The sequence below is a fragment of the Saccharopolyspora sp. NPDC002578 genome (genome assembly GCF_053592695.1).
On the sequence record NZ_JBSFWJ010000023.1, the window covers coordinates 38682 to 51300 of the forward strand.

Here is a 12619-nt window from a genome sequence, read left to right on the forward strand (position 1 = left end):
TGAACTTTGATCGTCGTCCGCCCGTGGCGGAGCCGCCGGACGTGAACGGATTCCCACGGCGGAAGAGGGGGCGGCACGACACCGCCCCCTCTTCGAAACGCCCGATCAGATCCGCTCGTACGCGGGCAGCGTCAGGAAGTCCACGAACTCGTCGGCGACCGCGACCTGCTCGAACAGCTCGACGGCCTGGCCCAGGTTCTCCGTCGGGAAACCGTTCTCGGCGCGCAGCGCCTTCTCCGTGTCGGCCAGCACCTGGCGCACCAGGTCGACGGTGACCTGCTCGCCACCGGCGAGGACCACGTCGTTGTGCAGCCACTGCCAGATCTGCGAACGAGAGATCTCGGCGGTCGCGGCGTCCTCCATCAGGTTGTGGATCGCCGCGGCACCGTTGCCGCCCAGCCAGGACACGATGTAGCGGACGCCGACGTCCACCGCCGCGCGCAGGCCCTCGATGGTCTTCTGGCCCGGCGTCCGGTTCACCGACAGCAGGTCGTCGGCGGTGACCGAGACGTCCTCGCGCTTGCGGTCGATCTGGTTCGGCTTGTCACCGAGGACGCCGTCGAACTCCTCGAAGCAGATCTCCACCAGACCGGGGTGCGCGACCCAGGAACCGTCGAAACCGTCGCCGGCCTCGCGGTTCTTGTCGTCGTGGACCTTGGCCATCGCCTTGTCGTTGGCCTCCGGGTCCTTCTTGTTCGGGATGAACGCGGCCATGCCGCCGATCGCGAACGCGCCGCGCTTGTGGCAGGTGCGCACCAGCAGCTCGGTGTAGGCGCGCATGAACGGCGCCGTCATCCCGACCGTGTTGCGGTCCGGCAGGATGTACTGGTCCGAGTCGCGGAACGTCTTGATGACGCTGAACAGGTAGTCCCAGCGACCGGCGTTGAGGCCCGCGGAGTGGTCGCGCAGCTCGTAGAGGATCTCCTCCATCTCGAACGCCGCCGGGAAGGTCTCGATCAGCACCGTGCCGCGGATCGTGCCGTGCGGGATGCCGAGCTCCTGCTGGGCGTGGGTGAACACGTCGTTCCACAGCCGCGCCTCGAGGTGGCTCTCCATCTTCGGCAGGTAGAAGTACGGGCCGCTGCCCCGGTTCACCAGCTCCTGGGCGTTGTGGAAGAAGTACAGCCCGAAGTCCAGCAGCGCACCGACGATCGGCTTGCCGTCGACCAGCACGTGCTTGTCGTCGAAGTGCCAGCCGCGCGGGCGCACCAGCGGCACCGCGTGCTGCACGTCGTCGCGCAGCTTGTACTGCTTGCCCTCCGGGGTGGTGAGCTCGACCTGCTTGCGCACCACGTCGTAGAGGTTGACCTGGCCGCTGACCACGTTCTCCCAGTGCGGGGTGTTCGCGTCCTCCAGGTCGGCCAGCCAGATGCGGGCACCGGAGTTCAGCGCGTTCACCGACATCTTGCGGTCGGTCGGGCCGGTGATCTCCACGCGCCGGTCGGCGATGTCGGCCGGGGGCGTGGCGACCTGCCAGTCGGACTCGCGGATCTCCTTGGTCTCCGGCAGGAAGTCGAGGCGGCCGTTGCGGGTGGCCTCGTCCCGGCGCTGCACGCGGCGGGCCAGCAGCTCGTCCCGGCGGGCGCCGAACTTCCGCTGCAGACCAGCGACGAAGTCGAGAGCCTCCTGGGTGAGGATCTCGTCGCCCCGCTCCACGGAGCCGCCGAGCACCTGCACGCTCGTCGCTGGGGTCGTGTCGGACATGGAAGCCCACCTTCTCTCGGGTACCTGCGCTCGCCGCCGCGCCGGGTCACGCCCGGTAGCGCCACAACGCTTCAGTGCTTTTCTGCATCGTGGATGTTAGTTTCCACGTATGGCCCGAGGCAACATGAGCTCGGGCACCGCCGACTAGAATCGATCACCAGGCCGACCTCCGAGGCCGACGAAGGGACCGCAGCGATGACCGGGCCACGCCGTGCCAACCAAGGCGGAGGGGTGCAGTCCATCGAACGCGCCTTCGACCTGCTGGAACTGATGGCGGACGCGGGCGGCGAAGTCGCGCTCTCCGAACTCGCCGAAGCCTCCGGGCTGCCGCTGCCGACCATCCACCGCATCATGCGCACCCTCGTGACCAGCGGATACGCCCGGCAGCAGCCGTCGCGGCGGTACTCGCTCGGGCCGCGGCTCATCCGGCTCGGCGAAACCGCGAGCCGCTCGCTCGGGTCCTGGGCGCGCCCCTACCTGGCGGAACTCACCGAAGCGACCGGCGAGACCTCGAACATGGCCGTGCTCGACGGCGACCAGATCGTCTACGTCGCGCAGGTCCCGTCGCAGCACTCGATGCGGATGTTCACCGAGGTCGGCCGCCGGGTCGACGTGCACGCCACCGCCGTCGGCAAGGCCGTGCTCGCCGACCTCGCCACCGACACCGTCGCGCAGCTCCTCGGCCGATCCGGGATGCGGGCGCAGACCGAACGCACCATCACCACCGTCGCCGCCATGCAGGACGAGCTGGGGCGCGTGCGCGAACAGGGCTTCGCCATCGACGACGGCGAGCAGGAAGTGGGCGTGCGCTGCTACGCCGTGGCGGTGCCCGGCGCCCCCGCCGGAGCGGGCATCTCGATCAGCGGACCCGAAGGGCGCATGACGCGGATCGCCACGGACACGATCGTCCCGCTGATGCGGCGGCTCGCCAAGGACCTCAGCGCCGAACTGCGGACCGCCTCACACAGCGCTTGAGGCCTCCGCGTCCGCCGAGGTCTCCGCGTCCGCGCGGGACCGGCGACGCCGCACCACGAGCACGATCGACCCGATCACCGCGGCGACCAGCACCACCGGCAGCCCGGCCAACCCCACCGCGGACGAGACCTGGTCGAACGCCGCCCCCGCGATCCGGCCGAGCGTGACCAGCAACGCGGCCCAGGCGAACGCGGCCGGGACGTTCACGGAGCTGAACCTGCGGTGCGAGACGCCCGCGCGCCCGGCCAGGCGGGGCATCAAGGTGCGCACCACGCTGAAGAAGTGACCGGTCGCCACGGTCGCCGCCGCACGGCGGTCCAGGAACGTCAGCAGCCGGCGCACCCGCTCCCGCCCGATGCGCTGGATCAGCTTGCGCTCCAACCGGTTCGGCGGGTCGAGCAGATCGGCCGAACCCGCCTCCCGGTCCAGCAACCGGAGCCTGCGAGCCCGCAGGAAACCCCACTGGCAGCCCAGCGCCGAAGCCGCGCCCGCCACCAGCACCGCCACCCACGGGTTCGCGACGCCCTGCCGCGACAGCAGCCCCAGCGCGAGCAGCGTCGGCGAACCGGGCAGGAACAGCCCGATCGGCGACCCGGACTCCATCGCCAGCACCACCAAGGCCACCGCGAACAGCCCGTACACCGGCAACCCCGACAAGAACTCGATCACCGATGTGCCCTTCCGCGCCCGAGCGATGTGCGAGCTCAGCCTACGGCCGGATCACGACCCCCGACTTACCGGCGGTCACCAGCCACCACGTCCCAGGGAAACCCCGTTCCACCCCGAACGAGGGATCTCACCACCCGCAGCAACCCCGCAATTTCGCGAGAAATCAAACCCCCACCATTCCCGCAAAACCCCGAACCCCAGCAATAACCCCAGATCAAGCCACGTAGCTGCCCAGGCATCCACTTCGGGGGCTCGCAATTCCTCGCGAAATCGCGCGAGTCATCCCAGGTGAGGAGTTCGTCCCCAGCCGTTCGGGGAGGCCGAGGAAGGGGGATCAGGTGTGCCAGCGGTCGCCGTGGGGCTCCAGGACGACCTCGCGCACGTCGTCGGTACGGCGGTGCAACCGGATCATCAAGTACTCGTCGGCCAACCGCGCCGCGACCTCGGCACCCCACTCCACGACCACGACCGCATCGGTGAGATCGGTGTCCAGGTCCAGGTCGTCGATGTCCTCCAGCCCACCGAGCCGGTACGCGTCGACGTGCACCAGCGCCGGACCGTCCCCAGCCGGGTGGTGCACCCTGGCGATCACGAACGTCGGCGAGGTGACCTGGCCGGTCACGCCCATGCCCGCGGCGATCCCCTTCGCCAGCACCGTCTTGCCCGCGCCCAGCGGACCGTCCAGCACGACCAGATCACCGGCGCGCAACCCGGCGCCCAGGCGGCGGCCGAAGTCCAGCGCCTCCTCCGGAGTCGCCAACTCGGCGGTGGACGCCACATCCGCGCTCATGACCGGCCGCTCACTTTCTTCTCCCCGTTCGAGATCCGCTGCGCCGCGCGCTTCACCAAGCCAACCAGGTGCCCGGTGACCAGCTCGTGCTGCTCCAGCATCGCCATGTGCCCGGCGCCCTCGACCCGCACCAGCTCCGCCTCCGGCAACTCCCCGGCGATCACCTCGGAGTGCGAGAACGGCGTCATCCGGTCCAGATCGCCGCTGAGCACCAGCACCTCGGTGTGGCGCAGCCCGGCGAGCGCGGCCTTGCGATCGTGCGACCCGAGCGTCTCCAGGAAGTCCGTGACGACCTCGACCGTCGTCGCGGAGATCATCTTGTTCATCAGGTCCACCAGCGACGGGCTGACCTCGCGATCGCCGAACGACAGCGCCCGCACGATGCTCCACGCCAACTGCCCGCCGGTGCGGCGCACCCGCTCCACCAGCTCCGGCTGCAGGCCCGCCAGCACGCCCAGGCCACGGGTGAGCGGGTTGTTCCGGGACAACCACGGCTTCGGCAGGCCGGACGCGCCGATCTCCCCGGCGGACGTGCTCATGAACGCGACCGCGCACACCCGGTCGCGGAACAACTTCGGCTGCTGCTCGGCCAGCGCCATGATCGCCATGCCGCCCATCGAATGCCCCACCAGCACCACCGGACCGCGCCGCGCGGTCGCCCGCACCACCGCGTCCAGATCCTTGCCGAGCTGTTCGATCGTGCTGTTGCGCCGCGACGAATGCCCGGACCGGCCGTGGCTGCGCTGGTCGTACTGCACCACCCGCACCCGCGGATCCGTCATCAGCGGCAGGTCGCGGCGCTGGAAGTGCCAACATCGCGAATCCAGCGCGTAGCCGTGCACCAGCACCACCGTGAGATCGGCGTGCCCGCCGTCGGCTGGCTTGATCTCCTGCACCGCCAGCGGCACGCCGTCATCGGCGGCCACCGTGGACTGCCGGTCCGGCCGCAACCGCCCCAGGCTCTCCTGCGCGTACAGGTCGTCCTCGTCGTGGCGCTGGGTCGCGATCCGCGAGCTGTGCGCGGCGACGCCGACGGCCGCCCCCGTCACCGCCGCGCCCAGCACCCCGCTGGACCAGGCGAGCGCCTGCCACACCGGTCTCATGTCGCCACCTCCGTAGGGGTGCGCGTCACCCGCGGCCGGAACATGCCGGTGACGATCTCGTAGTGGATCGTGCCCAGCTTGTCCGCCCACTCCGCGGCGGTCGGCGCACCCTGCTCACCAGGGCCGAACAGGACGACCTCATCGCCCACCGCGACCGGATCGTCGTCGCAGCACACCACCAGCTGATCCATGCACACCCGGCCCACCACCGGCCTGCGGCGCCCGGCCAGCCACACGTCCATCCGGCCGGACAGGTTGCGCGGCACGCCGTCGGCGTAGCCCACCGGCACCAGCGCCAACGTGCACTCGCGGTCGGCCGTCCACAGGTGGCCGTAGGAGACGCTCTCGCCGGGGCCGACGCGCTTGGTCAGCACCACCTCGGAGCGGAACGTCATGGCCGGGACCAGCCCGTGATCGCCCGCGTGCGGCACCGGGTCCAGCCCGTAGGCGGCGATGCCCGGCCGGACCAGTTCGAAGTGCAGGTCGGGGCGGGTCAGCAGCGCCGCCGAGTTCGCCAGGTGCCGGATCGGGGTGAGCCCGGCGGCGCGCGCCTGCTCGTAGGCGTCCTGGAAGCGGGCGGCCTGCGCGTCGATCGACGGGTGGCCCGGTTCGTCCGCGCACGCCAAGTGCGACCAGACCGCGGCCACCTCCAGCACGCCCGACGCCTGCGCCTTCGCCGCGCGCTCCACCAGCGCCGGCCACAGCTCCGGCGGGCAGCCGTTGCGGCCCAACCCGGTGTCGATCTTGAGGTGCACCTTGGCGACCCGGGACCGCGCGTGCGCGGCGGTCGCGATCGCGTCCAGTTCGGCGGCCGACGACGCGGCGAGCTCCACATCGGCCGCGACGGCCGCGTCGAAATCGTCACCCGGGACGTGCAGCCAGCACAGCAGCGGAGCGGTGATGCCCGCGGCCCGCAGCCGCAAGGCCTCCCCGATGGCCGCCACGCCCAACGCGGAAGCACCGGCGTCGAGCGCGGCGCGGGCCACCACCTCGGCGCCGTGGCCGTACCCGTCGGACTTCACCACCACCATCGTCCGGGCGCCCGAGCGCTGAGCCCGTTCGGCCAGCAAGGCGACGTTGTGGCGAAGCGCATCGACGTCAATGCGCAGGTCGGCGCGGTGCGCGGGCTGCTCAGTCATGGCGCCGACATCGTCGCACACGCATTGCCGATCACCGCCTGGTTGTGAAGCAGACCCTCATCACGTTCCTTGTATACCACCCTGGGAGACCAGCTGATCACCCTCCGTGCGCATTGCTGCTCCCAGCGCCCTGCGCACGGCGGCTCAGGTTCGGAGTGAACGGACCGTTCGTCCAATCCCGTTGGGCAAACGGTCCGCTCACCCCAGCCCGCCCCACGCGACGTGAGATTCCAGCTCCAGGTGAACGGAGCTCCCGTTGGGCAAACGGTCCGCTCACCCCAACGCCCACGCGGATCGCCGCACAGCGCACGCCCCTGATCCGAGTGAACGGACCGTTCGCCCAATCCCATTGGGCGGACGGGCCGCTCACCCCCGACCCCGAACCGAGTCAACGGACCGTTCGCCCAATCCCGTTGGACGAACGGTCCGCTCACCCAGCCCGCGTGATCACCACACGGCGCGCGCTCTGAAACGAGTGAACGGACCGTTCGTCCCATCTCGTTGGGCGAACGGTCCGTTCACTTCAGCGGCGGGGCGGTGCGATCAGGTGGAGCGGAGGGTGCGGATCGCCGCCGGGAGCGCCGCGAGCAGGGCTGAAGCCCCGATCGGCGCACCGGCCTCCTCGCCGGCACCTCCGAGGGCGGCGAGCTCGGCGGCGAGGGCGTGCGCGTGCGCGGCGAAACCGCAGGCCAGCCACGGGTCCATCCCCGTGGCCAGCAGTGCCCCGATCAACCCGGTGAGCACGTCGCCCGACCCGGCCGTCGCGGGCCACGCGTGCGTCGAAGGGTTGACCAGCACTCGGCCGTCCGGAGCGGCGATCACCGTGGTGTTGCCCTTGAGCAGCAGCACCACGTCGTCGCGTCGCGCCACCTCCCGCGCCGCGGCGACCCGGTCCGGGCCCACCTCGCCCGCGAGCCGCTCGAACTCACCGGCGTGCGGTGTCAGCACCACCGCCGCGTCCGGCTCCCGCGCGTCCCACAGCGTCGGGTCCTGCGCGAACAACGTGATCGAGTCCGCGTCCGCGCACACCGGGCGCCCCGACTCCAGCACGTGCCGCAGCACCTCGCGCCCGCTGGCCCCGGTGCCGATGCCCGGCCCGACCGCCCAGGACTGCACCCGTCCCGCGTCGGCGACCGACCCGGTCGCCACCACCTCCGGCCATCGGGACCGCACGACGTCCGCGGCGGGCCCGGCGTAGCGGACCATGCCCGACGTCGCCTGCACCGCCGAGCCCGCGGCCAGCACCGCCGCACCCGGATACGTCGCCGACCCCGCCGCGACACCCACGACGCCCTGCGAGTACTTGTCGTCCGACGCCCCCGGCACCGGCCATCCCGCGCCGACGTCCGACGGCTCCAGCACGTGCAGATCAGGCTCGGGAAGATCATCGCCCAGGCCGATGTCGGCCACCACGACCGAGCCCGACAGCACCGCGCCCGCTCCCAGCACGTGGCACGGCTTGCGCCCGCCGAAGGTGACGGTCAGGTCCGCGTCGACGGCGGGCCCGTCCACCGCCCCGGTGATCGGGTCGACGCCGCTGGGCAGGTCGACCGCCACGATCGGCGCTTCGACCCGAGCGACCAGCTCGGCCGCCACCGGGCGCAGGCTCCCCCGCGCCGAAAGACCGACGATGCCGTCGATCACCAGGTCCGCGCGCTGCACCGCGTCCGTCGCGGCGGCCCCGATGCCGGCGGTGTCCGCGCCCGGCCCCGACGCCTCCACGACCCGGCCGCCCGCGCGGCGCAACGCCGCCAGCCCGGCCGGGTGCGCCTTGTCCGGAGCCAGCAGGACCGCGGTGACCCCGGCTCCTCGGCGGCGCAGCTCGGCACCGGCCCACAGCGCGTCCCCACCGTTGTTGCCCGCTCCGACCAGCAACGTCACGTGCCGGCCCGCGGTCGCTCCGGTCGTCTCGGCCAGCAGCCGCGCGCTGTGCGCGGCGACGGCGAACGCGGCGCGGCGCATCACCACCGGCTCCGGGGTCCGGGCGAACACACTGCGCTCGGCGGCCCGGATCTGATCCGGCGTCCACACTCCCTGCACGGAGACCTCCCACTCGCGGTTGCTGCCGTCTTACCCGATCACCGCGCCCCTGTCGCGCCACCCACCGCACCGACACCGTCTCCGAGTGAACGGACCGTTCGCCCAATCCCGTTGGACGAACAGGCCGTTCACCCCACCTCACCCTCCGGCCGGACAGGAACCGGACGGGAGTGAACGGACCGTCTGCCCAATCTCATTGGACGAACAGGCCGTCCACCCCGGCTCACCCCCGAACCGAGCGAGAACCGGTTCGAGTCAACGGACCGTTCGCCCAACCTCCTTGGACGAACGAGCCGTTCACCCCAGCCGGAGAGCGGCAGCGGTTCCGAGTGAACGGACCGTCTGCCCAATCCCGTTGGACGAACGGGCCGTTCACTCGGAGCGGGTTCGGCTCGGCGGTCCGCGAAAGCCGGACGGGCCGCTCGACGCTGTGGTCGAACGGCCCGTCCGGAGGTGCGGTGCGGCGGTGGTGATCACTCCACCGTGACGGATTTTGCCAGGTTGCGGGGCTTGTCCACGTCGTAGCCGCGGGCGCGGGCGATCTCCGCGGCGAGCACCTGCAGCGGCACCGTCGACACCAGCGGCTGCAGCAGCGTGGCCACCGCCGGGATCTCGATCAGCTCGTCCGCGAAGGGGCGCACCGCCTCGTCGCCCTCCTCGGCGATGACGACGGTGCGGGCACCGCGCGCCTGGATCTCGCGGATGTTGGACAGCATCTTCGAGTGCAGCAGCGCCCGGCCCTTCGCCGACGGCATCACCACGACGACCGGCAACCGGTCCTCGATCAGCGCGATCGGCCCGTGCTTGAGCTCGCCCGCGGCGAAGCCCTCCGCGTGCATGTACGCGAGCTCCTTGAGCTTGAGCGCGCCCTCCAGCGCCACCGGGTAGCCCACGTGGCGCCCCAGGAACAGCACCGCCTTCGAGTCGGCGAGCTCGCGCCCGAGGGTGCGCACCTGCTCCACGGTGGACAGGGTCTGGCGCACCGCCTGCGGCATCGCGGCGAGCTCCTCGAACTCGCGCGCCACCTCGTCGGAGTACTTCGTGCCGCGCGCCTGCGCCAAGGCGAGGCCCACCAGGTAGTTCGCGGTGATCTGCGCCAGGAACGTCTTCGTCGCCGCCACCCCGATCTCGGGTCCGGCGTGCGTGTAGAGCACCGCGTCCGACTCGCGCGGGATCTGCGCGCCGTTGGTGTTGCAGATCGCCAGCACCCTGGCCCGCTGGGTGCGCGCGTGCCGCACCGCCTCCAAGGTGTCCGCGGTCTCCCCGGACTGCGAGATCGCCACGACCAGCGTGTCGCGGCCCAGCACCGGGTCGCGGTAGCGGAACTCGCTGGCCAGCTCCACCTCGACGGGGATGCGGCACCAGTGCTCGATGGCGTACTTCGCGAGCAGGCCCGAGTGGTAGGCGGTGCCGCAGGCGACCACGAAGACCTTGTCGATGTCGCGCAGGTCCTGCTCGGTCATCCGCTGCTCGTCGAGGACGATGCCGCCGTTGACGAAGTGCCCCCGCAGCGTGTTCTCCAGCGCCTCGGGCTGCTCTTCGATCTCCTTGAGCATGAAGTAGTCGTGGCCGCCCTTCTCGGCGGCCGAGAGGTCCCAGTCCACGGTGAACGGCTTCGCCTGCACCTCGGCGCCGTCGAAGTCGGTGACCCGGTAGCCGCCGCGGTCGATGGTGACGACCTGGTCCTGGCCGAGCTCCACCGCGTCGCGGGTGTGCTCGATGAACGCCGCGACGTCGGAGGCGAGGAAGTTCTCGCCGTCGCCGACGCCCACCACCAGCGGCGAGGACCGGCGCGCGGCGACGATCTTGTCGGGCTCGTCGGCGTGCGTGACCAGCAGCGTGAACGCGCCTTCCAGGCGACGCGCCACGGCGCACACGCTCGCGGTCAGCTCACCCGCGGTCGGACCGGAGGCGTAGGCCGCGGCCACCAGGTGCGCCGCGGTCTCGGTGTCGGTCTCGCTGGCCATCTCGACACCGGCGGTCTCCAGCTCGGCGCGCAGCGCGGCGAAGTTCTCGATGATGCCGTTGTGCACGACCGCGACCTTGCCCGCGGCGTCCCGGTGCGGGTGCGCGTTGCGGTCGGTCGGCGCGCCGTGCGTGGCCCACCTGGTGTGGCCCATGCCGCTGGTCGCCGTGAACCGGGAGCCGTCCTGCCCGGCGAGCTTGCCCTCCAGGTTCGACAACGCGCCCGCGGCGCGTTCGACCGCGAGACCACCGGAGCCGTCGAGCATCGCGACGCCCGCCGAGTCATATCCCCGGTACTCCAGCCGCCTGAGCCCGTCCAGCACCACGTCCAGCGCCTGACGATGTCCTACGTAACCCACGATGCCGCACACCCGAGTCAGCGTAGCCACCGCCGCCGAACACCTCAGAACGGGCACGGCGCCCGCACCTGACGGTGCGACCCGGCACCTCGGTCCCGGGGAGATCGTTCTCGGACGATCATCGGCGCTGGTCAGCGGATCGAGGCGGGATTCGGCGTGGTGAGCGCGGCGGAACGATCGCCGCACCGGCACTCGAACGAGGGCGGTCCAGCGGCCCGGGAGAGCCGGTGAATCTCACCCGAGGCGTCCGCCACGTCACGGGCCGTCCGCCTCGCGTGGGCGAGCCCACTGCCGCGTCGGCTACCGTGACCCACCATGGCGCGGAATGCCAAGAAGGCGTTGGAAGAACTGTCCCACCGCGGACCGCACGAGGTGCTGCACGGCGACCTCGCGCTGGTCGGCCTGCCCGGCATCGTGTGCACGCCGCGCAGCGGCCGCGGGCTGCCCGCCGTGGCGTTCGGCCACGGGTGGCTGCAATCGCCCCGCCGGTACACCGGGTTGCTGCGCCACCTCGCGTCCTGGGGCATCGTCGCCGCCGCTCCCGGCACCCAGCGCGGCCCGCTGGCCTCGCACCGGATGCTGGCCTCGGACCTGCGCACCGCCCTCGACATCTGCACCGGCGTGCGCCTCGGCACGGGCGACATCAGCGTCGACGACGGCAAGCTCGGCGTCGCGGGCCACGCGCTGGGCGGCGGGAGCGCCGTGCTCGCCGCGGCCGACGACCCGCGGGTGCGGGCCGTGGCGACGTTCGCGGTGACCGAGACGATGCCGTCGGCGCTGGCCGCCGCGCACCGCGTCACGGCACCCGGGCTGCACCTCACCGGCGGGAAGGACCTGCTGGCGCCGTCCGTCGCGAACGCCGAACCGATCGCGGCGGCGTGGGGCGGGCCGGTGCAGCTGCGCGACCTGCCCAAGGCCAGCCACCTCGGGATCACCGAAGGCAGGCACTGGACGGAACTGGTGCTGCACGGCAAGGCCGAGTACCGCACCCAGCGCACGACCCGCGCCTTGATCACCGCGTTCCTGCTGCGCCACCTCAACGCCGACAAGCGGTGGGACGCGCTGCTCGACGGCGACGTCTCCGGTGCCGCCATCGACCAGGAGCACAGCCGGACGGCGAAGCAGCTCACGGCCTGACCGGGGTCGAATTCCGCACGGTCGCGGCGAAACGGCCCGCCGCGGCGATCACGTCGGCCACAATCACCGGCATGAGCGCGCCGCAGCCAGGACCCCACGGTTTTCCGCACGCCGCCCCGCCGCAGCAGGGCCATCCGCAGCAGGCGTACCCGGTGCAGCAGGGCTACCCGCAGGCACCGGGGCAAGCCCAGTGGACCTACCCGCAGCAGCCGGGTTTCCCGGCGCCGGGCGGACCGGCGAAACCCGCGTCGAACGGCCGCGCATCACCTTCGCCGTCGTGCTCTGCGTGCTCGCGCTCTTCTTCGTCGAAGAGGGGATCACGTCCATCGTGAGCAGCGCCGCCGCGTCGAGCATCGTCTTCGACGGGCAGACCCAGGTGGGCGTGAACATCGCGCTGTCGATGCTGCGCGGCGTCGGGATCGTGCTCGCCGGCGCGTTCGCGCTCACGGCGGCGATCCTGCACTTCGCCCGAGCACGCGCCGCCCGGGTGTTCGCCGTGCTCACGGGCGGCGCGGCGGTGCTCGGCTTCCTGCTCAACGCGGCCTACGAAGTGCACACCGTCGCCACCACGCACCTGCGGCTCAACTTCGACGACATCGTCGACACCCGCTTCGTGATCGTCCTGGTGCTCGGCGCGATCATCGCGGGCCTCTCGTTCGTCCCCGCGATCAACGGTGGCCCCGCGGCTCGACCACCGATGCCGCAGGGCTACCCGCCGCAGTACCGCTGACGCGGCTG

The 12619-nt window shown here is 71.8% G+C and carries 10 protein-coding genes; 3 read left to right on the forward strand and 7 right to left on the reverse strand.

All coding sequences use genetic code 11. The features are described 5' to 3' along the window. Positions 1-105: 105 nt before the first annotated feature. Complete coding sequence (gene aceB, locus ACWD38_RS13885) at positions 106-1704, reverse strand: malate synthase A (RefSeq protein ID WP_184483115.1); 1599 nt, start codon at positions 1702-1704, stop codon at positions 106-108. A gap of 195 nt (positions 1705-1899) precedes the next feature. On the opposite strand from aceB, the gene ACWD38_RS13890 reads away from it, so the two are divergent. Next, on the forward strand, positions 1900-2679 hold the full coding sequence (locus ACWD38_RS13890) for an IclR family transcriptional regulator (RefSeq protein ID WP_184483117.1): 780 nt from the start codon (positions 1900-1902) through the stop codon (positions 2677-2679). Here the strand turns inward: ACWD38_RS13890 and ACWD38_RS13895 are convergent. From ACWD38_RS13895 to glmS, 6 genes are all read right to left on the reverse strand, one after another. Further along, positions 2665-3348: a VTT domain-containing protein gene (locus ACWD38_RS13895; RefSeq protein ID WP_184483119.1), complete on the reverse strand. Its 684-nt coding sequence runs from the start codon at positions 3346-3348 to the stop codon at positions 2665-2667. The two genes, ACWD38_RS13890 and ACWD38_RS13895, sit on opposite strands and share 15 nt — an antisense overlap. Before the next feature lie 334 nt (positions 3349-3682). Beyond that, a complete protein-coding gene (gene tsaE / locus ACWD38_RS13900; RefSeq protein WP_184483121.1) occupies positions 3683-4138 on the reverse strand; it encodes a tRNA (adenosine(37)-N6)-threonylcarbamoyltransferase complex ATPase subunit type 1 TsaE in 456 nt (151 codons plus the stop codon). After that, positions 4135-5241, reverse strand: a complete 1107-nt coding sequence (locus ACWD38_RS13905) for an alpha/beta fold hydrolase (RefSeq protein ID WP_184483123.1) — start codon at positions 5239-5241, stop codon at positions 4135-4137. The genes tsaE and ACWD38_RS13905 overlap by 4 nt, the downstream gene beginning before the upstream one ends. Further along, positions 5238-6380 (reverse strand): alanine racemase, encoded by a 1143-nt coding sequence (gene alr / locus ACWD38_RS13910; RefSeq protein ID WP_450124174.1) that lies wholly within the window; start codon positions 6378-6380, stop codon positions 5238-5240. Before alr ends, ACWD38_RS13905 begins: the two co-directional genes overlap by 4 nt. 543 nt (positions 6381-6923) lie before the next feature. Next, positions 6924-8420, reverse strand: a complete 1497-nt coding sequence (locus ACWD38_RS13915; RefSeq protein ID WP_450124175.1) for an NAD(P)H-hydrate dehydratase — start codon at positions 8418-8420, stop codon at positions 6924-6926. A 473-nt stretch (positions 8421-8893) separates the two neighbouring features. After that, entirely contained in the window at positions 8894-10756 is a 1863-nt protein-coding gene (glmS, locus tag ACWD38_RS13920) for a glutamine--fructose-6-phosphate transaminase (isomerizing) (RefSeq protein WP_184485794.1), read from the reverse strand. A gap of 303 nt (positions 10757-11059) precedes the next feature. Here glmS and ACWD38_RS13925 point away from each other — a divergent pair, with 303 nt between their 5' ends. Both ACWD38_RS13925 and ACWD38_RS13930 read left to right on the forward strand, forming a co-directional pair. Further along, the gene (locus ACWD38_RS13925) at positions 11060-11881 is read left to right on the forward strand and encodes a dienelactone hydrolase family protein (RefSeq protein WP_184483129.1); all 822 of its coding nucleotides are present in this window, start codon (positions 11060-11062) and stop codon (positions 11879-11881) included. A gap of 190 nt (positions 11882-12071) precedes the next feature. Next, entirely contained in the window at positions 12072-12611 is a 540-nt protein-coding gene (locus tag ACWD38_RS13930) for a hypothetical protein (RefSeq protein ID WP_184483131.1), read from the forward strand. Positions 12612-12619 lie beyond the last annotated feature (8 nt).